20 protein-coding genes are annotated in these 23225 nt (G+C 62.4%); 6 read left to right on the top strand and 14 right to left on the bottom strand.

Going from position 1 to position 23225, the window contains the following annotated elements; all coding sequences use genetic code 11:
* Nucleotide 1: 1 nt before the first annotated feature.
* Together ACX80E_RS01970 and ACX80E_RS01965 are read right to left on the bottom strand one after the other, a co-directional pair.
* The gene (locus ACX80E_RS01970) at nt 2-478 is read right to left on the bottom strand and encodes a peroxiredoxin (protein ID WP_459300011.1); all 477 of its coding nucleotides are present in this window, start codon (nt 476-478) and stop codon (nt 2-4) included.
* On the bottom strand, nt 478-897 hold the full coding sequence (locus ACX80E_RS01965) for a DUF3052 domain-containing protein (RefSeq protein ID WP_459300009.1): 420 nt from the start codon (nt 895-897) through the stop codon (nt 478-480). Before ACX80E_RS01965 ends, ACX80E_RS01970 begins: the two co-directional genes overlap by 1 nt.
* A 272-nt stretch (nt 898-1169) precedes the next feature.
* Here ACX80E_RS01965 and aceE point away from each other — a divergent pair, with 272 nt between their 5' ends.
* The 6 genes from aceE (at nt 1170) to fabF (ending at nt 9299) form a co-directional block, all read left to right on the top strand.
* Nucleotides 1170-3947: a pyruvate dehydrogenase (acetyl-transferring), homodimeric type gene (gene aceE, locus ACX80E_RS01960; protein WP_459300007.1), complete on the top strand. Its 2778-nt coding sequence runs from the start codon at nt 1170-1172 to the stop codon at nt 3945-3947.
* 168 nt (nt 3948-4115) lie between these two features.
* A complete protein-coding gene (locus tag ACX80E_RS01955) occupies nt 4116-5405 on the top strand; it encodes a PucR family transcriptional regulator (protein WP_459300005.1) in 1290 nt (429 codons plus the stop codon).
* A gap of 156 nt (nt 5406-5561) precedes the next feature.
* Entirely contained in the window at nt 5562-6515 is a 954-nt protein-coding gene (locus tag ACX80E_RS01950) for an ACP S-malonyltransferase (RefSeq protein ID WP_459300003.1), read from the top strand.
* A complete protein-coding gene (locus ACX80E_RS01945) occupies nt 6512-7573 on the top strand; it encodes a beta-ketoacyl-ACP synthase III (RefSeq protein WP_459300001.1) in 1062 nt (353 codons plus the stop codon). Before ACX80E_RS01950 ends, ACX80E_RS01945 begins: the two co-directional genes overlap by 4 nt.
* Before the next feature lie 88 nt (nt 7574-7661).
* Nucleotides 7662-7907 carry an acyl carrier protein gene (locus tag ACX80E_RS01940; protein WP_038462997.1) on the top strand — a complete coding sequence of 82 codons (246 nt, stop codon included), beginning with the start codon at nt 7662-7664 and terminating at the stop codon, nt 7905-7907.
* A gap of 129 nt (nt 7908-8036) precedes the next feature.
* Nucleotides 8037-9299, top strand: coding sequence for a beta-ketoacyl-ACP synthase II (gene fabF / locus ACX80E_RS01935; RefSeq protein ID WP_459299999.1), 1263 nt, complete (start codon nt 8037-8039; stop codon nt 9297-9299).
* A gap of 120 nt (nt 9300-9419) precedes the next feature.
* Here fabF and ACX80E_RS01930 read toward each other — a convergent pair whose 3' ends face one another.
* The 12 genes from ACX80E_RS01930 to lepB form a co-directional block, all read right to left on the bottom strand.
* Nucleotides 9420-9923 (bottom strand): DUF3145 domain-containing protein, encoded by a 504-nt coding sequence (locus tag ACX80E_RS01930; RefSeq protein ID WP_459299997.1) that lies wholly within the window; start codon nt 9921-9923, stop codon nt 9420-9422.
* 211 nt (nt 9924-10134) lie between these two features.
* Nucleotides 10135-11070, bottom strand: a complete 936-nt coding sequence (locus ACX80E_RS01925; protein WP_459299995.1) for a tyrosine recombinase XerC — start codon at nt 11068-11070, stop codon at nt 10135-10137.
* A 92-nt stretch (nt 11071-11162) separates the two neighbouring features.
* Nucleotides 11163-12197, bottom strand: coding sequence for an LCP family protein (locus ACX80E_RS01920; RefSeq protein WP_459299993.1), 1035 nt, complete (start codon nt 12195-12197; stop codon nt 11163-11165).
* 91 nt (nt 12198-12288) lie between these two features.
* Complete coding sequence (locus ACX80E_RS01915) at nt 12289-13536, bottom strand: DNA-processing protein DprA (RefSeq protein WP_459299991.1); 1248 nt, start codon at nt 13534-13536, stop codon at nt 12289-12291.
* Nucleotides 13533-15086: a YifB family Mg chelatase-like AAA ATPase gene (locus ACX80E_RS01910; RefSeq protein WP_459299989.1), complete on the bottom strand. Its 1554-nt coding sequence runs from the start codon at nt 15084-15086 to the stop codon at nt 13533-13535. The genes ACX80E_RS01915 and ACX80E_RS01910 overlap by 4 nt, the downstream gene beginning before the upstream one ends.
* On the bottom strand, nt 15086-15442 hold the full coding sequence (locus ACX80E_RS01905) for a YraN family protein (protein ID WP_459299987.1): 357 nt from the start codon (nt 15440-15442) through the stop codon (nt 15086-15088). Before ACX80E_RS01905 ends, ACX80E_RS01910 begins: the two co-directional genes overlap by 1 nt.
* Before the next feature lie 185 nt (nt 15443-15627).
* Nucleotides 15628-17220, bottom strand: a complete 1593-nt coding sequence (locus ACX80E_RS01900) for a GMC family oxidoreductase (RefSeq protein ID WP_459299985.1) — start codon at nt 17218-17220, stop codon at nt 15628-15630.
* Nucleotides 17221-17223: 3 nt separating this feature from the next.
* Complete coding sequence (locus ACX80E_RS01895; RefSeq protein WP_459299983.1) at nt 17224-18807, bottom strand: aldehyde dehydrogenase family protein; 1584 nt, start codon at nt 18805-18807, stop codon at nt 17224-17226.
* Nucleotides 18804-21005 (bottom strand): choline BCCT transporter BetT, encoded by a 2202-nt coding sequence (gene betT, locus ACX80E_RS01890; protein WP_459299981.1) that lies wholly within the window; start codon nt 21003-21005, stop codon nt 18804-18806. Before betT ends, ACX80E_RS01895 begins: the two co-directional genes overlap by 4 nt.
* Nucleotides 21006-21226: 221 nt before the next feature.
* Nucleotides 21227-21559, bottom strand: coding sequence for a DUF2469 domain-containing protein (locus tag ACX80E_RS01885; protein WP_044571173.1), 333 nt, complete (start codon nt 21557-21559; stop codon nt 21227-21229).
* A 60-nt stretch (nt 21560-21619) separates the two neighbouring features.
* Nucleotides 21620-22291 (bottom strand): ribonuclease HII, encoded by a 672-nt coding sequence (locus ACX80E_RS01880; protein ID WP_459299979.1) that lies wholly within the window; start codon nt 22289-22291, stop codon nt 21620-21622.
* Nucleotides 22291-23157, bottom strand: a complete 867-nt coding sequence (gene lepB, locus ACX80E_RS01875; protein WP_459299977.1) for a signal peptidase I — start codon at nt 23155-23157, stop codon at nt 22291-22293. Before lepB ends, ACX80E_RS01880 begins: the two co-directional genes overlap by 1 nt.
* Between the last annotated feature and the right edge of the window lie 68 nt (nt 23158-23225).

The raw sequence follows: 23225 nt of genomic DNA, 5'->3' as shown, positions 1-23225 counted from the left end.
GCTAAAGCCGCCCCAACGCCTGCCAATACCGCTCAAGCGGGCGGGCTTGCCCTGTTGGGGTGCTGAACGTATCGGCAATCAGCCCGTCGGCGGTGATAAGAAAAGTGCTGCGCCCTGACATGCCCCGGACCGTGTCGAAGGCCCCGTAGGCACTGGCAACCTCGCCGTGGGGCCAAAAGTCGGCCAGCAGGTCAAAGGTATAGCCTTGTGCGGCAGCAAAGGCGCGCAAGGTGTACTTGGAGTCCACCGAGACAGCCAGGAGATGTACGCCGGCTGCGGCAAAGACGGCAAGGTTGTCGCCCAACTCACCCAGCTCACCGGTGCAAATACCCGAGAAGGCAAAGGGATAAAACACTATGGCGACGGGGGCGCCACGCAACCCAGCGAGCGAGATGGGCTCACCAAACTGATTCGGCAAGGAAAAGCCTGGGGCAATGTCCCCGACTTGCAACCCTGGGTGCGTGCCGCCGTCGTGCATTATTGGCGCTTGCGTGGAGCCAACCGTGTCGCAGCCCAATCCGCGGAAACACCCTCGGTGGTGGTCACATGCAGACCCGCCGTCGGTGCCGCTTCAAGGATCTCTGCCGGCGGAACATAGCCGTCCCGGCCGGACTTGGGCGTCAGAATCCACACAATCCCGCCCTCATCCAGGGACGTCAAGGAATCCACCAGGGCATCTACTAAGTCCCCGTCATCCTTGCGCCACCAAAAAATGATGGCGTCAACTACGTCATGGTCCTCTTCGTCAAACATTTCCGAACCGATATGGTCCTCAATGTTGTCGCGAAGGTCAAAATCAACGTCGTCGTCATATCCGAGTTCTTGGATGAGATCCCCATCCTTGAACCCCAAAATGCCTGCCACCTTGGCTACTGTGCCGGCGTCGGCCTCGCTCACGTGATTCCTCCTGCGTTCAACGCTTCCGCGTTGGGTAATTGGTCAGTACCCTCAGTCTAGGGGCTGCGCCCATCTTGCCCCTACTTAACGGCTCTATGCAACAAACATGCCGAGCGGGAGCTCATTAAATTGTGATTTCCATTACGAACACCCCTCTGCGGGGCCTATAGTGAACGGTAGCCCGGCCTTGGCAGCCGGTCATGCACTGGGCACAGCTACGCACAATCCGCACCAGCGGTCTAGAGTGTCTGTACACGCCCACGGCTACAGTCATGGGCGCCACACACTGCTTTTTAGAGAGGTTGGACGTGGCTGCAGGAGACGAAAATTCCCACATCCTTAGCGGGTTGACAAACCAGCTGCCCGATCGCGATCCGGAAGAGACTGCCGAATGGTTGGAGTCTTTGGATACGTTGATTCAGGAACGCGGCACTGAGCGTGCCCAGTTCATTATGCGTAGTCTGCTGCAGCGGGCAGGCGCGCAGAGCGTTGGCGTGCCTATGGTCACGACCACCGATTATGTGAACACCATCCCGGCCGATCAGGAGCCTGTATTCCCCGGCAATGAGGAGATTGAGCGTAAGTACCGTGCGTGGTTGCGGTGGAACGCCGCCGTCATGGTGCACCGTGCCCAGCGCCCCGACATTGGTGTTGGCGGGCACATCTCCACCTATGCTGGTGCCGCGACGTTGTATGAGGTCGGTTTCAACCACTTCTTCCGTGGCAAGAACCACCCCGGTGGTGGGGACCAGATTTTCTTCCAGGGCCACGCCTCCCCCGGCATGTATGCCCGCGCCTTCCTTGAAGGGCGCCTGTCCGAGGAAGACATGGACGGTTTCCGTCAGGAAAAGTCCAAAGAGGGCCATGCCCTGTCGTCGTACCCGCACCCGCGCCTGATGCCTGAGTTCTGGGAATTCCCCACCGTGTCGATGGGCATTGGCCCGATGAACGCGATCTACCAGGCCCAGTCGAACCGGTACCTGCACAACCGCGGCATCAAGGACACCAGCGACCAGCAAGTCTGGGCGTTCCTCGGTGATGGTGAAATGGACGAGCCCGAATCGCGCGGCCTGCTCCAACTCGCCGCAAACGACAAGCTCGATAACCTGAACTTTGTTATCAACTGCAACCTCCAACGACTCGACGGGCCCGTCCGCGGTAACGGCAAGATCGTCCAGGAACTTGAGGCGTTCTTCCGCGGCGCCGGCTGGAACGTCATCAAGGTCCTGTGGGGCCGGGAATGGGATGACCTCCTGGCCCGCGATACAGATGGTTCCCTGGTTGATGTCATGAACACCACCCTCGATGGTGACTACCAAACCTACAAGGCCGAATCCGGCGGCTTCGTGCGTGAGCACTTCTTCGGGCAAACCCCGCAAACGAAGGAACTCGCAGCACACCTTTCCGATGACGAGGTCTGGAACCTCAAACGTGGTGGCCACGACTATCACAAGGTGTATGCCGCCTATAAGGCTGCCGCCGAGTTCAAGGGCAAACCCACAGTGATCCTGGCCCACACCGTGAAGGGCTACGGCCTGGGCACTCACTTCGAGGCGCGTAACGCCACGCACCAGATGAAGAAGCTGACGCTGTCAGACCTGAAGGCTTTCCGCACCCACCTGCGCCTCCCCATCAGCGATGAGGTTCTGGAAGCTGACCCGTACCGTCCCCCGTACTACCACCCCGGCATGGACGCCCCGGAAATCAAGTACCTGATGGAGCGCCGCGCCGCGTTGGGCGGTTTCCTGCCCGAACGCCGCACCACACACACCGAATTGGAACTGCCCGGGGATAAAACCTACGAGGTAGCCAACCGTGGCTCCGGCAAGCAACAAGCAGCCACCACCATGGCGTTCGTGCGCCTCCTCAAGGACTTGATGAGGGACCCGAACATCGGCAAACGCATTGTCCCGATCATCCCGGACGAGGCACGCACCTTCGGTATTGACGCGTTCTTCCCCACCGCGAAGATCTACAACCCCAACGGACAGAACTACCTCTCCGTGGACCGCGACCTGGTGTTGGCTTACAAGGAATCCGTCTCCGGACAGATCGTGCACGCCGGCATCAACGAGGCCGGGTCGGTGGCAGCATTCACCGCCGCTGGCACCGCCTACGCCACCCACGGGGAACCGTTGATCCCGGTCTACGTGTTCTACTCCATGTTCGGCTTCCAGCGCACAGGAGATTCCTTCTGGGCCGCTGGCGACCAAATGACTCGCGGATTCATCATCGGCGCCACCGCAGGACGGACCACCCTCACCGGTGAAGGACTGCAGCACGCCGATGGGCACTCCCCGATCCTGGCCGCCACGAACCCGGCCGTAGTCACCTACGACCCGGCCTACGGCTACGAGATCGGCGCGATCATCCACGCCGGCCTTGAACGCATGTACGGCAAGGACTCCGTTGATCCCAACGTCATGTACTACATCACGGTGTACAACGAACCGATCACCCAGCCCAAGGCCCCCGAGAACATCGACGTCGAGGGCATCACCCGCGGCATCTACCTGCTCAAAAAGTCTGAACACGACGGGCCCCGCACCCAGCTCCTTGCCTCCGGCGTATCCGTGCCGTGGGCCTTGGAGGCACAACGAATCCTCGCCGAGGATTGGGGAGTCGCCGCCGACGTCTGGTCAGTAACCTCCTGGACAGAACTACGCAGGGATGCCCTCGCCGCCGAAGAGGACGCGTTCCTGAACCCCGAAGCCGACGTCCGGGTCCCGTTCATCACCGCCGCCATGGCCGATGCGCAAGGACCCGTCGTCGCCGTCAGCGACTACATGAAAGCAGTGCCGGACCAGATCCGCCAGTTCCTGCCCAATGACTTCGCCAGCCTCGGTGCCGATGGCTTCGGTTTCTCCGACACCCGGGCAGCAGCGCGACGCTTCTTCAAGATCGACTCCCACTCAGTGGTGGTCCGAACCCTGCAGATGCTCGCCAAGGACGGCAAAATCGACGTCAACGCACCCCGTGACGCGATCGCAAAATACGATCTGCTGAACGTCAACGCCGGCACCACCGGCAACGCGGGCGGCGAAGGCTAACCCGCAACGCCCTGCCCCGGACGGGTGGTTGGTGCGGCTGTGGAACATCTACAGCCACACCAGCCACCCGTCCGACTTTAAGCCCCAGACCTGCACGTTCTTCACATTTTGCAGTTGTGGAGTTCACACAAATAGCCACCCCGGCCGCTAAGGACATATCCTCAAGAGATGGTAGCCAAGAAATCACCTGCAGCCGAGGACACAGCCGCCAGCGGCACCAGTGCACACCACGGCGCTGCCGGCATCACGAGCACCTCAGAAACGTTGGAAAGATTGCGCGCCAACATTGGCCCGCTCTCCACCATGATGCGTCGCGAGCTGGAAACCACTCTCCCTTGGTACAGGCGGCTCAGCGCCGATGAACGTTCCGCCCTTGGACTGGTGGCCCAAAACGGCATTACGGCTTTTGTCTCCTGGTATGAGCACCCCTCCTCACCCAGCTGGGTGCTCTCGGACGTCTTTGGCACGGCCCCCACAGAACTCACCCGCTCCATCAGCCTGCAACGGGCCCTGCAACTGATCCGCACAGTGGTTCAAGTCGTGGAGGACAGGGTTCCGGAACTGGCCGCCGCCGGTGAGCAGGTTGATCTACGTGAGGCAGTGTTGCGCTATTCGCGTGAGGTCGCTTTCGCCGCGGCGGACGTTTACGCCCGGGCAGCCGAGAACCGCGGGGCGTGGGACACCCGCCTGGAGGCTTTGGCTGTTGACGGGATTCTGCGGGGCGAAAACTCCGACGCCCTGCAATCAAGAATTTCGGCCCTGGGGTGGACCTCGCACAGCCAGTTCACCATCATGGTGGGCCCGGCCCCTTCGGAGGCCAACGCCTTGTTTCTGGCCACGTTGCGTCGCGCGGCGGCCCGTTTCGCCGAAGACGTCATGGTGGGAATTCAAGGTGACAAGCTCATTTTGGTGTTGGGCAATGTGACCGATCCGGAGTCGGCCTATGTCCGGCTGAGCGAACTTTTTGCCCCCGGCGCAGTAGTGTACGGCCCCTTGGCCGCCACCTTGCACGACGCCACAGCCTCGGCGAAAGCGGCGTTCGCGGGCATGGCTGTCGCCAAGGGCTGGTCGGCTGCGCCACGGCCCGTCTCGGCCGACGACCTTTTGCCCGAACGTGTTTTGGGCGGTGACGACTCCGCCAAACGGGCGCTTCTGGTGAGCATCTACAGGCCCTTGCTGGCCGCCTCCAACGGCCTGATCGAAACCCTGAGCAGCTATCTGCAGGGCGGGCATTCCCTGGAGGCCGCCGCCCGCGACCTTTTTGTCCACTCCAACACCGTCCGCTACCGTTTGCGGCGCGTCTGTGACGTGACTGGGTGGGATCCGTTGATCCCCCGGGAGGCGTTTGTCCTGCAGACAGCCCTCATCGTGGGCAGGCTTGCCACGCCGAAAAAACAAACAGGGTCAAAGTCGCCGGCGAGCAAACAAGCGGCCGTCACCCCCAAGTCCTCCACCTAGGCCTCGCCGCCGCAGATTTGCCGAACGTGGCCAAAAAAGTCGTCACCAATAAGACCCAAAACGCGGCACTATTGTAGACTTCCTACAAATCGTGGCGAAAAGCTTGGTGCATGAAAACACCGCTCTTATGCCGTTTTGTTTGGAAAGCTGGTTAATGTGCTTGCAATAGTCTGCCCTGGACAGGGCTCTCAAACTCCCGGGTTCCTTTCGCCGTGGCTTGAACGTCCCGGCGTGGCCACCCAACTGGCCACCTTGAGCGATGCTGCGGGGATTGACCTTCTCGCCCACGGCACCACCAGTGACGCTGAAACCATCAAGGACACAGCCGTTGCCCAACCCTTGATTGTGGCGGCCGGTCTCATTACCGCCCAGGCGCTTCTGGGACCTGACGCGTCAGCCGCCCTGGCCTCTCGCAACGTGGTGGTTGCTGGTCATTCGGTGGGTGAAATTACGGCAGCAACGCTGAGCGGGACACTTTCCCCGGCTGATGCCATGGCGTTTGTGCGTGAACGCGCCAACCGCATGGCCGAGGCCGCTGCGGCGACCCCCACCGGCATGGCCGCCGTGGTGGGCGGGGACGCCGAGGAGGTGCTGGCCGCCATCGCCGCTGCGGGCTTGACCCCCGCCAATATGAACTCCAAGGGCCAAACGGTTGCGGCCGGCACCTTAGAACAGATAGCTGCCCTGGTTGCCGCGCCGCCAGCCAAGGCCCGAGTCATCCCGCTCCAGGTTGCCGGCGCCTTCCATACCCACCACATGGCCCCCGCCGTGGCGGCCTTGGAGGCTCTCGCCCCGTCCCTGACCCCGCACACGCCCAAGGTGGCGCTGCTCTCCAACTTCGACGGCGCCGTCGTGCCTTCCGGGGAAGCGGCACTTGGCTCGTTGATCGCCCAGGTGTCACGGCCCGTCCGGTGGGATTTGTGCATGGAAACCATGTCAGCCATGGGTGTGACGGCGTTGATCGAGCTCGCTCCTGCCGGCACGCTGACGGGCCTGGCCAAGCGCGGCATGAGCGGTATTGCTACCGTTGCAGTGAAAACACCTGATGATCTTGTAGCTGCCCAGGAATTGCTGGCAGCCCACTCCGCGCCCGACGAAGGAACCCTGTGAGCACTCCCACGCTGAAACAAAGCACCCAACGCCTAGGATCGGCCATTCTCGGTATCGGCGCGTACCGCCCTTCCCTGATCGTCACCAATGACGACGTGTGCCAGTGGATTGATTCATCCGATGAATGGATTCGCCAACGCACGGGCATCGTCACCCGCCACCGCGCCCCCAAGGACGTCTCCGTGGTGGACATGGCTGTGGGCGCCGGCGCCGAGGCCATCAAGCAGGCAGGGATTGAGCCCGCACAGATTGGCGCCGTACTGGTGTCAACCGTGACGCACCCCTACGCCACCCCGTCCGCGGCCACATTGATTGCCGACACGCTCGGTTGCACACCGGCCCCCGCGTTTGACATCTCGGCCGCATGTGCCGGCTACTGCTACGGCGTGGCCCAGGGTGACGCCCTGGTCCGTTCGGGCACCGCCGAGTACGTTTTGGTCATCGGTGTTGAAAAACTCTCCGACGTCATCGACAACCACGAGCGCACCATTTCCTTCCTGTTGGGCGACGGCGCCGGCGCCGTTGTCATTGGCCCCTCCGACGAACCAGGCATCAGCCCCACCGTGTGGGGATCCGATGGCGGCAAGTGGGACACCATCGGCATGACCCACTCCCAGCTGGACATCCGTGATTTCAGCGAGCAGGCCATGAAGGGCGACGGCGTTGACTTGGCTGCCGCCGATGAGGCTCACGCCAGCTTGTGGCCCACGCTGCGCCAGGACGGCCAAACAGTGTTCCGCTGGGCTGTGTGGGAAATGGCCAAGGTGGCCAAGGCAGCCCTCGACTCCGCCGGTATCGAGGCAGCAGATTTGGGTGCCTTTGTCCCGCACCAGGCCAACATGCGCATCATCGACGAATTGGCCAAGCAGCTCAAACTGCCCGAGCACGTCATCATTGGCCGCGACATTGCCGAGGCCGGCAACACCTCAGCGGCCTCAATTCCTTTGGCAACACACCGCCTGCTAGCGGAGAACCCGGAGCTCTCCGGTAAGCTTTCGCTTCAGATCGGCTTTGGTGCCGGACTGGTGTTTGGCGCCCAAGTGGTGCGTCTTCCCTAACAAACGTATCTCGCCACATCCGTGGTGCGATCATCATGCCTGAAAAGATCATTTCCTTGATCACAGCAAAGAAGAAAAGGAGCCATCAATGGCTAGCAACGAAGAAATCCTGGCCGGTTTGGCTGAAATCGTCAACGAGGAGACGGGCCTGGCCCCCGAGGCTGTAGAGCTGGACAAGTCCTTCACGGATGACCTGGACATCGATTCCATCTCCATGATGACCATTGTTGTCAACGCTGAAGAGAAGTTCGACGTCAAAATCCCCGACGAGGAAGTCAAGAACCTCAAGACTGTTGGCGACGCTGTCAGCTTCATTGCAGGCGCACAGGCCTAAGCTGCCAAAGCGTTAGCCCTTTATCGCGCAAGCGGCACAGGGTATGGTGGTTGGCCGGAATGCAGGACGCCGGCCAACCACAAAATCATTGATTGGCCCTGCCCCATAATTTTTGTAGAGAGTTGAACCATGGCCCGCAAAGTAGTCATCACCGGATTAGGCGCCACGACGCCTATTGGCGGCGACGTCCCGACCATGTGGAAGAACGCCCTCAAGGGCGTCTCCGGTGCCCACACGCTTAACGATGACTGGGTGGAAAAGTATGATCTTCCCGTTCACTTCGCCGCCCGGGTAACAACTCCTGCCACGGATGTCCTGAGCCGTGTTGAAGCCAAACGCATGGACCCCTCAACCCAATTCGCTGTGGTGGCTGCCCGTGAAGCGTGGCGTGATTCGGGCATCGAGGAGATCGACAACGATCGTCTCGCCGTCGCCTTTGCCACAGGCATTGGCGGGGTGTGGACGCTTCTTGACGCGTGGGACACCCTGCGTGAAAAGGGCCCCCGCCGGGTTTTGCCCATGACTGTTCCCATGCTGATGCCCAACGGTCCCGCCGCAGCCGTCAGCTTGGACCTTGGCGCCCGGGCCGGTGCCCACACCCCCGTATCTGCTTGTGCCTCCGGAACTGAGGCCCTGCACATTGGGCTGGAGCTGATCCGTTCGGGCAAGGCCGACGTCGTCGTGGCAGGTGGCGCCGAAGCCGCCATTCACCCGCTGCCCATGGCCTCCTTTGCCGCCATGCAGGCCCTCTCCAAGCGCAACGACTCTCCGGAGACGGCATCACGCCCTTACGACCTCAACCGTGACGGTTTTGTCATGGGCGAAGGCGCCGGAGCGTTGGTCCTCGAAGCTGAGGAGCACGCCCTGGCCCGCGGCGCCCGCATCTATGGCGAATTGGCCGGCACCTCGGTCACCGCCGACGCGTACCACATCACCGCGCCCGACCCCCAGGGCCTCGGTGCCACCCGTGCACTCAAGGCTGCGTTGTTTGACGCCCGCGCCCTGCCCGAAGACGTTGTCCACGTCAACGCGCACGCAACCTCCACCCCTGTTGGGGACAAGCCCGAGTACACAGCCCTGAAGGCCGCCTTGGGTGATCACGTCAACAATGTGTGCGTTTCCGCCACGAAGTCCCAGACGGGCCACCTGTTGGGTGCCTCCGGCGCCGTCGAGTCAGTGCTGACGGTGCTGGCCGTCTACCACCGTCTGGCACCTGTGACCATCAACTTGGAAAACCAGGACCCAGAAATCCCGTTGGACGTCATCACGGGCACGCCGCGTGCACTGCCCGAGGGCGAGATCATAGCGCTTAACAACTCGTTCGGCTTCGGTGGCCACAACGCTGTTGTAGCCATCCGCAGCACAGGCCCCAAGGTTGAACTGCCCAGCTAGTCCTCACCCGCTCCCCAAATTGCGAGTGGGCCAACGACAAACTGACCCGCAGAAAACGCCGAAAATCACGGTTTTCCCGTGACTTTTCGGCGTTTTCTGCGGGTCAGTTCTGGATTGAGGTCAGCCTACGTGGTGGAGCCAGCGCACCGGGGCCCCGGCTGCTGCATGGCGGAACGGTTCCAGTTCCTCATCCCACGCCTCACCCAACGCCAAGGACAGCTCCTGGTAGACCACTGAGGGGTCGCCCTTGCCCATCTCATAGGCGTAGCGGATCCGGTCTTCGGAGACCATGATATTTCCGTGCACGTCCGTGACGGCATGGAAGATACCCAATTCGGGTGTGTGCGACCAGCGCGAACCATCAACACCGGCGCTTGGGTCTTCGGTGACCTCATACCTGACATTGGCCCATCCCCGCAGTGCGGAGGCGAGCTTGGCACCGGTGCCGGCTGCGCCGCGCCACTGAAGTTCTGTGCGCAAGACATTGGGCGCAGCGGGCTGTGCAGTCCACTGCAAGTCCGTGCGCTGATCCATCACCCCGGCAATGGATGACTCAATATGTGGGCACATGACAGCCGGGGCTGAGTGCACAAACAAAACACCGCGCGTGTTTTCTACCTTCATTCCATCCTCCATTGCAGTAGGTGCGTCTTCCCCAACGACCTTCTTAGGATGAAACTTTTCTTTGCGCGGATCCTGCGTGAACCGACCCGGATTCTCTGAGCGTGATACCCGTCTTTGGTTGTTTAGCGTTAGCCTCCTATCATTGTGCCGTAGCCGGGCAGTTTACGCCACCGTCGACTCACTGCGGAGCGTTATTGGCCCCGGCCACCTGTTACGCCCTGGGATGAGCCGTGCGATAACTGTCCCGCAGCCGCTCCACGGAAACGTGGGTGTACAGCTGCGTGGTGGCCAGGGAACTGTGACCGAGAATCTCCTGCACTGTACGCAAGTCCGCCCCGCCATCGAGCAGATGGGTCGCTGCCGAGTGGCGCAAGGTGTGTGGGCCTCTCGCGGAGGTATCTTCCAGGGACGAGAACAAGCGATCCACCACCGTACGAACGGTGCGTTGATCAATGCGGCCTCCCCGCCGTCCCAGGAAAAGCGCCGTGCCACTGTGCGGTTGGTAAAGGGCGCCCCGCCCAGTTGTCAGCCAGCGGCCCAGAGCAGTATCTGCGGGCACACCATAGGGAACAACGCGCTCCTTGTTACCTTTACCCACCACGCTGACGGTGCGCCGTTCACGGTTGACATCCGCCACGTCCAAACCGGTGAGCTCACCGACACGGATTCCTGTGCCATAGAGCAGTTCAACCATGGCCAAGTCCCGGATCGCCACGGGGTCCTCGTCCTGCGCGGCCGTGGACATGCGCTCAAGAAGTCTGCTCAGTTGCTGCTGCTGCAACACCGCCGGCAGTGTCCGTTCCCGCTGGGGGGCTTTGAGCCGCAACGCCGGATCGACGGCAATGATTTCTTCCCGCAGCGCCCAGGCAGTGAAGCTACGCACTGTGGCGGCCCGCCGGGCAAGCGTGGACCGTGCCAAACCGGCGGAATTCTGTTCGCCCAACCAGCGCCGCAGTGAGCCTAGATCCAACTCCGCCACCGTTGAATACCCTTCGGCGACAGCATGGATGAGCAGCGCGTCAACATCGCCACGATATGCCCGAATGGTGTGGTCGGAGCGGCCACGCTCCGTGCGCAAGTACCGCTCGAAGGCATCGGCGGCCGTCGCAAGTGCCGGGGGTAGTGCTGAGCGTTCGTCAAGATCCACACCCCCACTGTGCGCCGATGCGGCTGTGGGGGCAAGTTCCCCCGCCGCCAGGCAACAATTTTCGTCCAACTCCGCGGGTTAGGTAGGGACGTTCAGCCCAATCCGGCGTTCTTCAAATACACCCCCAACGAATCCGCACGCAGCGCTTCGGCGATGGCTGTGATGGCGGAGTCGTCCCTGAGCACTATGGATTGGCCATCCGCGCTGGTGCCTGTGCCCGAGGTGGGCAAGGTGAAGGAGATGACATCCGAGCCCGTGACGCTGCGAAGGCTCACCCCCAGAGCAGCCAACATTGCCACGTTCACGCCCGAATCGACGCTCACAAACGGTGATACCTGATTGACTAGGTCAGTGACTTTGAGCGGATTGGTCAACGTTGCTGGTTCAAGCGCCTTACCCAGCACTGACTTCAGGAACATTTGCTGGTTTCTCACCCGTTGATAGTCACCGTCGGCGAAGGCGTACCGTTCACGGACAAACCCCAGCGCTTGATCCCCGGTGAGCGTCTGCGGGCCGGCTTTAAACGTGTAGTTGCCGTGAACCGAGGTAAAGGGCACGGGGACATCGACGTCGATTCCTCCGAGTGCGTCGGTGACGGCCTTGAAGCCCTCAAAGTCCACCATGACCACGTGGTCGATCCTGTCCTTGAACAACCCTTCCACCGTCTGTACCACCAGCGGAACCCCGCCAAAGGCCATGGCGGCGTTTATTTTTGCTTCTCCGTATCCGGGAATTTCCACCCACGTGTCGCGCATGATCGACATCAGGTATATGTTCTTGCGGTCTGCTGGAATGTGGGCCCACATGATGGTGTCGGAGCGCTGGTTCGAGGGTGCGCCCTCTTCGGCCAGGTCCACCGAATCGCCACGGCTGTCACTTCCCAAAAGCAGCAGGTTCATGGCCGACGCTGCCGGGGACGACGGCTCTTGGGTTGGGCGCAGCTGTTCGCTGGGGAATGCCTGGGGGATCTTTTGCGTCTTTGTGTCAAAGCTGTGCACCAAGTTCCCTACGAACACCGCAACCACCAGCAGCGCCGCAAGGAGCACAGCAAGAATGATCAACAAGATGTTCCGACGTTTGTGGTGCCGGCGCCTTGGCTGTGGTTGCTGATCTGAGACCTGGCTCATAGAGGTCATCATGCCACGGCAGTGGGCCCGTTGTCTGCTGCCATCTCAATCACCGGCCGCAGCTTCCTGGGCAGGCCGCTGGCGGAGGACACTACTGGGCGCTGCGTTTCCAGCCACCAGCCACGCCCACGGCCAATCCCAGGGCCTCCAATCTCCCCAATCCGGCCAGCACGGTTGCCGCACTCAGTCCGGCAACCACGCACAATTTCTCCACTGTTGTGGCCGTGCGCAGGGGAAGCGCATCCAGGAGCAGCAGGTCCGAGGTGCCCAACCCGTCGTATAGGGCCGCCTGGGTCTGGGGTTCGGGCGCCAGGTTCTCACCCATGGCCCCGGCCAGTTCGGCGATGTCGCCCGCATCCGTCACGCACACCGCCGAGCCTTCCCGCAACAATCGATGGCAACCAGCGGAATTGGCCGAATACACTGACCCGGGAACTGCTCCCACCGGCCGGCTCAACGCCTCGGCGTGATGAGCAGTATTGAGAGCTCCCGATCTCCAGCGCGCCTCCACCACAACCGTCACGGCGCACAGCGCCGCTATCAGCCGGTTTCGCTGCAGAAATCTGTACCGGGTGGGGTTGGTGCCGGGCGGAACTTCAGCCACGATGAGGCCGCGTTCGGCGATGGTCCGCAGCAAGTCCTCATTGCCTGTTGGATAGAACCTGTCCACTCCCCCGGCCATGACGGCAAGAGTGGGCGGCCCCGTCATCTCGGCACCGGTGGGGTGGCCGGCCAACACCGCAGGCATGGTCGCGGCCGCGCCCAGGGCGCCACGGTGGGCGTGGGCGTCTATCCCGTAGGCTCCCCCGCTCATCACCGTGTAACCGCGCTGGACCAGCGAGCCGGCAATTTCCACGCTCACGTTGGCCCCGTAGCTGGTGTTGTCACGCGAGCCCACAACAGCTATGCACCGGGACTGCTCCGGAATGTGATCGAACGTGCCCCGGCACCACAGCGCAATGGGTGCCCCCAGTTCCAAGTCGTCAAGGGCTCGTGGCCATGACGCGTCCTCGGGAATCAGCAGCCCACCTCCCAGTCTGGCAACCGTGGCAAGATCCCGCTCGGGCGCAACATCAGCCAGCCGCGGCCGCCAACGCCCCAGCGTCTCAGACAGCCCCGCCCACCGCTGGGTGCCGGCCGCACCAAGTATCTCGGTGACCTGGCGTTCCACGCCGGCGTGGGAGACGTCCGTGCCAGCAATGAAGGCAAGGGCCTCCTCCGGTCCCAAGGCACAAATCAACGCCAACCCGGGCAGATCCGATGGTTCCATCAGGCGTGTCAGGGCGGCCCGGGCAACGCGCAATCCCGCACCGCCCCAATGGATTTCACCGCTGCTCATAGTCCTTCTCCTCGTTGCCGCAATGTCAGCGCCAACCCCACTTCGTCGCTACCGGGGCGGTCACGGCCCTGCAGATCGGCCACCGTCCAGGCCAGGCGCAGCACACGGTCATAGCCGCGCACGCTCAGCACCCCCGTGGCCATGGCCCTGTCCAGCAAGGCTGTGTCGTGACCGTTCAACCGTAGGGGGCCACGCAGTACTGTTCCGGTGAGATCGGCATTGTGGTTCAGCCCCCAGGGTTTCAGGCGCGCCCGGGCAGCGTCCCTGGCCAACAGCACCCGATGCGCCACTTGGGCCGTTGATTCGCGCTGGCCCGAATCAGCCAATTGCTCCAACCGGACCTTGTTGACGTGCAACTGAATGTCCACCCGGTCCAACAGTGGGCCCGACAGCCGGCCAAAATAGCGCCTGCGGGCCATCGGGGTGCATTCACAGTTGATCCCTTTGCCGGTGGCTTTCCCGCACGGGCAAGGGTTTGCGGCCAGGACGAGTTGGAAGCGGGCCGGGTAGGCTGCTGTGCCAGCCGCACGGTGCAGCACCAGTTCACCGCTCTCCAGGGGTTGGCGCAGTGCGTCGAGCACCCGTTTGTCGAACTCGGGTGCCTCGTCCAAAAACAGCACGCCCCGATGGGCCCGTGATGCTGCCCCTGGCCGCGGGACACCGCTGCCACCACCAATGATGGCCGCCGTACTGGCAGAATGGTGCGGGCGCTCATAGGGTGGGCGCCGGAGCAACTGTGCCAGGGAGGACCGCCTGTATTCCAGGGAATGAATGGCCGTTACTTCCATGGCTTCGGCATCACTGAGATCGGGCAGCAGCCCCGGCAACCGCTCCGCCAACATGGTCTTTCCCGAACCCGGCGGGCCAACCATCATCAGGTGGTGGCCACCGGCGGCAGCGATCTCCAGGGCAAGCCTGGCCACGGGCTGGCCGGCCACATCCGACAGGTCAGCACGAGGATGCCCGGCATCGGCACGGTCCGCCGGTGTTCTGTTTTTGGCACTGTGCAGTTCTGCCCCGTCAACCATCACCAACGCCTTGGGATCGGCGTCAAAGTCCAGCGCCACCTGCGCCAAACAACTGTAGCCGCGCACCTGGGCCCCTTTGACCAGGCGGGCCTCGGCCAGATTCTCTGCCGCCACCACAAAGTGCGTGTACCCGGCGTTGAGCGCAGCAAGAACAGCCGGCAGCACGCCCCGGACGGCGCGCAGCCTGCCATCGAGCCCCAGTTCGGAGATAAAGACTGTGCCCGCCGTGCCCCTGACGTCCCCGGCGGCGTTAAGTGCTGCCATGACAATGCCCAGATCAAAGCCGGAGCCCTTCTTGGGCAAGGATGCTGGCACCAGATTCACTGTGATCTTGCGCCGGCTCAGCGGGATGCCCGAGTTTTGCGCTGCCGAACGAATGCGCTCACGGGCTTCGGAGAGAGATGCGTCCGGCAGTCCAAGCAGAACAAAGTTGGGCAGGGTCTGGCCAATGTCCGCCTCAACCTCAATGACGTGCCCGTTCAAACCCACCAACGCCACGGCAAGGGCCCGCCCCATGCTCATCAGGCCACACCCTTGAGATGATCAATGCTCGGGGCGGTGGAATGATCCATGATGATGCCCACGGCGTCTATCCGCACAGCGCCCATGACGTACTGGTGTTCACGGGCCCACAGCACTGCCAGTGTGCGCAGGCGCAGGATCTTGGTCCGGGTCAGGGCTTCCAAGGGATCACCGTACCGGCGCGAGCGACGCGTTTTAACTTCTACGATGACTAGTTCGTCCCCGTCCAATGCAACCAGGTCAATCTCGCCGCGCGGACAGCGCCAATTGTTGTCGATGACGCGTATGCCGCGGTCCTCCAAGTAATCTGCCGCCAGCCGTTCACCTGCCTGGCCCAACACATCTTTAGCCCTCATGACTGCCTCCACTGACAGCGTGGCTGACTTTGAGGCGCCGCAACAGCTCACCACCCCCAATTGTGGACAGCCGGGCTACCAACACCGCCTGTGAGGGAACAATGTCACGGTTAACCCACGACGTCGGCGCCCCGCCCGGGTGGGGCGGTGCGCCGACGTCGTGCCTTGGCAGGGCGGAGGTTGCTTTAGCTGGCGGCCGTTGCGCGGACCAGTTCAGCGCAGCGTTCGCCGATCATCATGGTGGTGATGTTGGGGTTGACAGTCACGAGCTCCGGCATGACGGAGCCGTCGGCCACGCGCAATCCGGTCACACCCTTGACCCGCAGCTGCGGATCCACCGGCGCCAGCACATCGTCGTCGGCACCCATGCGGACACTGCCGGCCGGGTGGTAGACGGTGTTGTGCGTGCGGCGGATGTAGTCGGCGATCTGTTCATCGCTTTGCACCTCCGACCCGGGGTACAGCTCGGTGCCGGCCCAGTCGGCCATGGCCGGCTGGGCAACAATTTCCCGGGCCCGGCGGATGCCGGCGATCATGATTGTCATGTCGTGACCTTCGGGGTCGGTGAAGTAGCGCGGGTCCACCTTCGGCTTGTCGCGGAAGTCCCGGCTGCGCAGCCTGACGGTGCCGCGCGACTTCGCATGCGTGACGTTCGGGGTCAGGCAAAAGCCGTTCTCCGTCGTCGGGTAGCCCTGGCGCAGCGTGTGCATGTCGAACGGCACGGACCCGTAATGCATCATCAAATCCGGACGGTCCAGCCCGTTGCGGGTCGGGGAGAAAATGCCAATCTCCCACCACTGGGTGGACTCCTCCACCATGGGTTTCTTCGCATCCCACTGGATGACACCTTCGGGGTGGTCCTGCAAGTTCTCACCAACCCCGGGCGAGTCCACCCGGACCGCAATGCCGTGCTCGCGCAGGTGCTCTGCCGGGCCAATGCCGGAAAGCATCAGCAATTTCGGTGTGTCGATGGCCCCGGCGGACACGATCACCTCGCGGTTGGCCTTCAACGTGTGCGTGCGGCCGAACGCCGAGTCCACCACGTTGACGCCCGTGCACCTGTTGACCTCGTCAAAGGTCAGTTCCCGGGCGCGCAAGTCCGTCAACAAGGTGAAGTTTTTCCGCCCCATGATCGGGTGGATGTACGACACCGAGCTCGACGCGCGGGTGCCGTCCGGCTGGCGGTTGATCTGGAAGAAATTCGCGCCGTTGACAACTGTCGTATTGTCGTTGAATTTCGCCCGCGGGATGCCTGCTTGTTCACAGGCATCCAGCAGTGCAACACCGCAGGGGTCCGCCGGTGGCACGTTCATGAGATGTACCGGCCCGCTGTCACCGTGGTGCGGGGCACCGGCGCCGGCGTCGTCATTCGTTTCGAGCTGCTTGAAAAGACGGTAGCCCATCTCGGCATTCCAGCCGGTGGCCCCGTGCACCGATTCCCAGTCGTCCAGGTCTTCCCGCGGCGCCCAAAAGGCTATGCAGGAGTTGTGGCTGGAACAGCCGCCCATGACCCGTGCCCGGGCATGGCGCATGAACGAGTTGCCATTCTTTTGTTCTTCGATGGGGTAGTCCCAGTCGAGTCCGGATTCCAGCAGCTCCATCCAACGGTCAAGCTGGAGGATTTCGGGCAGCCCGTGGTCGTCCGGTCCGGCCTCCACGAGTGCCACTTCGACGGCGGGGTCCTCGCTCAGCCGTGCCGCCGCGGCTGCACCTGCTGAACCACCGCCAATGACGATGTAGTCAAAGGTGCGGTTGGCTGCTTCTTCAATGGTCGTCATGTGTTACTTCGCCTCCTGTGCGGGGCGGGCGTCGTGGTCGGCAAACCAACCGGTGACCTGCGGGTCGAGGTTTTGGTACACGTGCTTGGCTTCCTGATATTCCCCGAGACCTGTGGGCCCGAGTTCGCGGCCCACACCGGATTGGCCGAAGCCGCCCCATTCAGCCTGCGGCAGGTAGGGGTGGAAGTCGTTGATCCAGATGGTGCCGTGGCGCAGCCGGCCGGCCACGCGCTGCGCCTTCCCGGCGTCCTGGGTCCAGACTGCCCCGGCGAGACCGTAAATGGTGTCATTGCCTAGGGCCACGGCCTGGTCCTCAGTGGTGAACGTTTCGACGGTGACTGTGGGTCCGAACGCCTCATCGACAAGCACCGACATGCCGGAGGTGACCTGGTCGATGACAGTGGGCAGGTAGTAGTGCCCGTCCGCCTTCGGCGCGTCCTGCCCGTGCGGCGCCGCCCCACGGGCAGCACCTACCTCGGCAGCCGTGGCCGGACGTCCGCCACAGCGGATTCGTGCGCCCTCTTCCCGGCCCTTGCGAACGTAGGCATCGACCTTCTCCAGGTGGTCCGCGGAGATCAGCGGGCCGGTCTCGGCCAGCTCATCATAGGGCCCGCCCAAGCGGATGCCGTCCGCCCGGCGCACCAGCTCATTGACGAAGTTTTCGGCGATTGATTCCTCCACAATCAGCCGGGCTCCCGCGGAGCACACCTGGCCGGAGTGGACAAAGGCGCCGTTGAGGGCGTTGTCCAGGGCAGCGTCAAAGTCTGCGTCAGCAAAGATGACGTTGGGGTTCTTGCCCCCGAGTTCCAGTGCCACTTTTTTGACCGTTCCGGCCGCGGACGCAGCAATGCCGCGCCCGGTGACCAGCCCGCCGGTGAACGAGACCATGTCCACGTCCGGGTGGCTCGACAGTGGAGGGCCGACGGCGGCGCCGGCTCCCGTGACGAGGTTGGCGACGCCGGTGGGCAGGCCCAGCTCATCGAGCACATCGAGCATCAAAATGGCCGTGGACGGGGTCAGTTCTGCTGGCTTGAGGACGAAGGAACAGCCAGCTGCCAGCGCCGGGGCGATCTTCCAGGCCGCCTGCAGCAGCGGGTAGTTCCACGGTGTGATCATGGTGCAGACACCGACCGGCTCATACACAATGCGTGAGAGCACGTTGTTGTCGGAGGCATCGACGATCCGTCCTGCCTGTTGGCCGGACAAACGGCCGAAGTAGTCGAAGCAGGCGGCAATGTCGTCCATGTCCAGCCGGCTTTCGAGGATCCGTTTGCCGGTGTCCGCTGATTCGGCGCGGGCAAATTCTTCCTTTCGCTCCCGGAGCCGGCTGGCAACCTTGAGCAGGAAATCTCCGCGTTGCGGTGCCGGGACGGAAGACCACACACCCGAGTCAAAGGAGGCGCGGGCGGCGGCAATGGCGCGTTCGGAGTCTTCGGCCGTCCCTTCCGAAACTGTGGCCACGAGCTGACCGTCAGCTGGGCAGGTAATCTCACGGGTGCCTCCGGCTGCCGCAGGCGCCCACGCGCCGTCGATGAACATGCTTGCGGCCCTGGTGCTGGCCGGTCCGGCAGAGTTTTGTACTGTCATGATTTCTCCTGCTCCAATTCGTCGTTCGGTGGTGTGGTTGCGACGGCCACGGTTGCGTCCTCGACAGTGTCGAAGTCGCCTCCCCAGTCTGTCGTGGCTTCGCTGGTTTCGGCGATTTTACTGATTCCGGTGGTTCCGCCGTTTTCGTGGAGGAACGCCAAATGTATTTCGTAGTGGTCTAGAACATCGGCAATGACCTGTTCCCGGCCGCAACCAAAGAGGTCGTAGCCGTGGCTGCCTTCCAGTGAGAACACTTCCATCCGGTAGTAGTGCTCGGTCTTTGCAGACGATGTGGCGTAGGTTGGCACTTCACGCTGCACGGGGTAGATCTGGTATTTGAAGGCCCGCTCATCGCCATGCTGAATCAGCAGGTCTGCCGTGCCAATGCCGGGCGGTTCCACTGTGCCGAAGTCCAGGGCGGCCTCGATCCCTTGGGCGGCGAATTCATCACACACCTCCTCCAGGGCTGGCCGGGCGACCTCAGTCATGAACTTTTGTGCCTGCCGTTTGCCCGGGTAGTTGACTGCACTGGCCAGCCGTTGCTTCCAGCCCCGTCGGCTGTCATGCCCGGTGCCTTCGGCCCTGGACGACAACACGCCATGGAGTCCGTCTCGGTAACTTCCGGCCAGCGCGTTCTCCACCCGCAGTGCCTTGTACAGGCCCAACATGATGAACAACAGCACCACCGAAAAGGGCAGCCCCATGATGACGGTGGCATTTTGCAGCGTAGCCACTCCACCAACCAGCAGCATGGACAGCGTCAGCAGGCCGGTGGCCAGCGACCAGAAGAGCCGAACCCATTTGGCGGCGTCGGCGCCGGGGTCATTCAGCCGCGAGGTGAAGTTGGCCATGACGAGTGCACCGGAGTCGGCACTGGTGACGTAAAACAGCAAGCCGGTAAAAGTTGCGACGGCCGCCGTCAAGGTGGCTCCGGGGTATTGGTCAAGCATCAGGTAAAAGCCGCGTTCGGGGTTGCTCATGGCCATTTCGCCAAACGCACTGTTGCCGCTGCGCACCAGGTCCAGGGCGGTGTTGCCGAAGATTGAGATCCACAGCAGGATGAAGACAAAGGGCACCACCAGCACGCCGCCGACAAACTGGCGGATGGTCCGGCCGCGGGAGATGCGGGCCAGGAACAAGCCCACGAAGGGTGCCCAGGCGATCCACCAGGCCCAGAAGAACAGTGTCCAACTGTTGAGCCAGGCGTCCGGGCGGTCGTAGGCAAAGGTGTCAAGGGCCATGCCGGGGAATCGGGAGATGGTGTCGCCGATGTTCAGGATGATCCCGTCAAGCAGGTAGCGGGTCTTCCCGGCAAAGAGCACGAACAGCATCAGCACAATGCACAAGATGACGTTGAGTTCGGACAGGCGCCGGATGCCCTTTTCGACTCCGGTGAGCACGGACACTGTCGCCATGATGACAGCAACGGCGATCAGCGCAATTTGCACCGAGGTGTTTTCCGGAATGCCGAACATGTAGTTCAAGCCAAAGTTCAGCTGGGCAACACCGATGCCCAGGGATGTGGCGATGCCAAATATGGTGCCCAGCACCGCGGCAATGTCCACGGCGTCACCGAGCCCGCCGTGAATGCGCTTGCCCACGATCGGGTATAGCGCGGACCGAATGCTCAACGGCAGGTTGTGGCGGTAGGCGAAGTAGGCCAGGGCCAGGCCAACGAGCGCGTAGAGTCCCCAGCCGAGGATGCCGTAGTGAAACAGTGTCCAGGCCATGGCCTGGCGGGCAGCCTCAACGTTGCTTCCATCGCCCGACGGCGGGGCCAAGTATTGGGCTACCGGCTCGGAGACCGAGAAAAACATCAGGTCGATCCCAATGCCGGCGGCAAACAGCATTGCCGTCCAGGTGAAGAGGTTGAAGGTGGGTCGGGAGTGGTCTGGTCCCAGCCGGGTCTTGCCGACCTTGTTGCAGGCAACGGCAATCACGAAGGCCAGCACCAGGACAACCACCAGCGAGTAAAACCAGCCAAAGGTGGACCCGACCCAGCTCACGACGTTGCTGATGACAAGGTCGGCACCGTCTTGGTCGATGATGGCCCAGAGCGCGATGGCCAATACGCCGCCGGCTGCCCCAAAAAAGACTACTTTGTTGATGCGGTTTCGCCCATCAACCTCGTCGGTGACGGTGGCAGTCGGGTCGCCTCCGGTTTTGGGCTTGGATTCGATACTTTTGTTTCGACTCATTACTGCATGGTAACAACCCGCAGCGACTGACATAATTTGCCAAAACGTGATAACTCCCCGGATTTATGGGATGGAAATCACACTGAAAACTCCATCATGTCGCCCCTTTGGGGCCCAGTGGTCTGGTAAATGCTGCTGGTTCACACGGCAAAGAACGACGGCGGAATGTGGGTTCCGCCGTCGTCCTTGGTTAATGTCTGCCCACCCGGGTGGCCGGTGGTTTAGCCCAGCGGGCCCAGCTGGCCATCCTTGGGGATCTGCAAGTCATCGGACTTGATCAGCTCTTCAACATTGACGTCCTTGAAGGTGATCACGCGCACGTTCTTCACAAAGCGTGCCGTCCTGTACACATCCCACACCCACGCATCCTGCAAGGTCAGGTCAAAGTACACCTCACCGTCGGCGGAGCGGGCCTGCAGGTCCACATGATTTGCCAGGTAAAAGCGTCGTTCAGTTTCCACCACATAGCTGAACAGGTTTACCACGTCACGATATTCGCGGTAGAGCTGCAGCTCCATGTCGGTTTCGTAGTTTTCCAGATCCTCAGCACTCATGCTTCCATCATCCATCACGAGAGCCTCACTTACCCAACGGGACCAGCCGCGCCGCCGGGGCTAAATGAGGCGCCAGGTTTTCCGGTGGTAGTCGCTGGGACCCTGCGCCGCAATAGCTGCTCGGTGGGAGGCTGTTCCGTAGCCCATATTGGACTCCCAACCGAAGCCGGGCAACTGCTGGGCAAGTTCGGTCATGAGGCCGTCGCGCTCAACCTTGGCCAGGACGCTGGCCGCGGCGACTGACAAGCACGTCATGTCCGCCTTGATGCGGGTCTGGGTGCGCCACGGCCGGGCCACGGGCTCTGCTGTGGCGGAGAACAAGTCAAGGCCACCCTGCACCGGTTCCGAGAGCCAGTCTTGATTGCCGTCAAGGATCACAAAGTCCGGGCTGAGCGTCGCGGCCGCGTCGGTCATGGCGCGGGTCCCGGCCAGACGCAGGGCGCCCACCAAACCGACGGAGTCGATCTCCTGGGCACTGGCGTGTCCCACGGCGCTTGCGGCCGCCCAGTCAACAATGGCCGGCACCAGTGCCTCACGCACGGCCGGGCGCAGCAGCTTGCTGTCCTTGACCCCGGGCAGGTCACTGGCGGTGCCCGCGTGGATGATGACCACCCCAACGCTGACGGGGCCGGCCAGCGAGCCGCGGCCCACTTCATCGCAACCGGCAACTATCGCGTAGCCCTGGGCGGCGAGTTCGCGTTCCCAGTCTAGGGTGGGTGCCGCAGCAGCCACTATTGACCCGCCGTCGGTTGCTGCAAGGCAACGCTGGCACTCTTCGGCTCAGGAACATCGGTGAACACGTCAGGGTAGTTGCCCAAGATGTCCCACCGCGAAAACGGCCAGGCAATGACGATGGCCCGTCCTTCAACGTCGTCGATGGGCACGAACCCCGTGCCGTCAATGCTTTGGTGAGCGCGGGAGTCCTGCGAGTTGTTTCTGTGGTCGCCCATGACCCACAACTTCCCCTCGGGGACCGTCACCTCAAAGGTCTCTTCCGACGGCGCAGCTCCCGGATAGAGGTACGGCTCGGTGATGGCTGTGCCGTTGATGGTCAGTTTCCCCTCAGCGTCGCAGCAGACAACCTTGTCCCCGGGCAAGCCAATGACGCGCTTGACCAGGTGTTGTTGAGAATTATCTGGCGCCAACCCAATGAAGGTGGCGATCTCCCCGATCCAGCCCACGGGGCTGTCATCGGTGGCTGTTTCCTTCAGCCAGCCTTGGGTGTCCTTGAAAACAACAATGTCGCCACGCTTCAGACCAAAGGGTTCCGGCACCAACAAGTTCACAAAGATCCTGTCCTGGATCTCCAATGTGTTCTCCATGGAGCCCGACGGGATGAAGAAGGCACGGAAAAAGAACGTCTTGATCAAGAATGACAGCACCACGGCGATGACAATAATGGTGAGCAGTTCCTTGCCCCACGCCCACGCCCGGTGCCCGACGCGTTCGCCCAAGGTGCCGCCGTCCTCGGTGCCGGAGGTCTCTGATTTCGCCCGACGGGCCCGCAGGTCTCGGCGCAGCGGCTCTTCAGCAGGCTCCGGGGCAGTTCCTTCAGGGGACTGCTCGCCACCGGACTCCTGCGCATCACTGGGTTGCATCAACGTTTATTTCCTTAACAAGGTCAGGTCAAAAAATGATCGTACACGCCAATGCTTGGCGCAGGTCC

The sequence above is a fragment of the Arthrobacter sp. TMN-49 genome (genome assembly GCF_054511095.1).
This window is presented reverse-complemented; position numbering and strand designations above follow the sequence as displayed.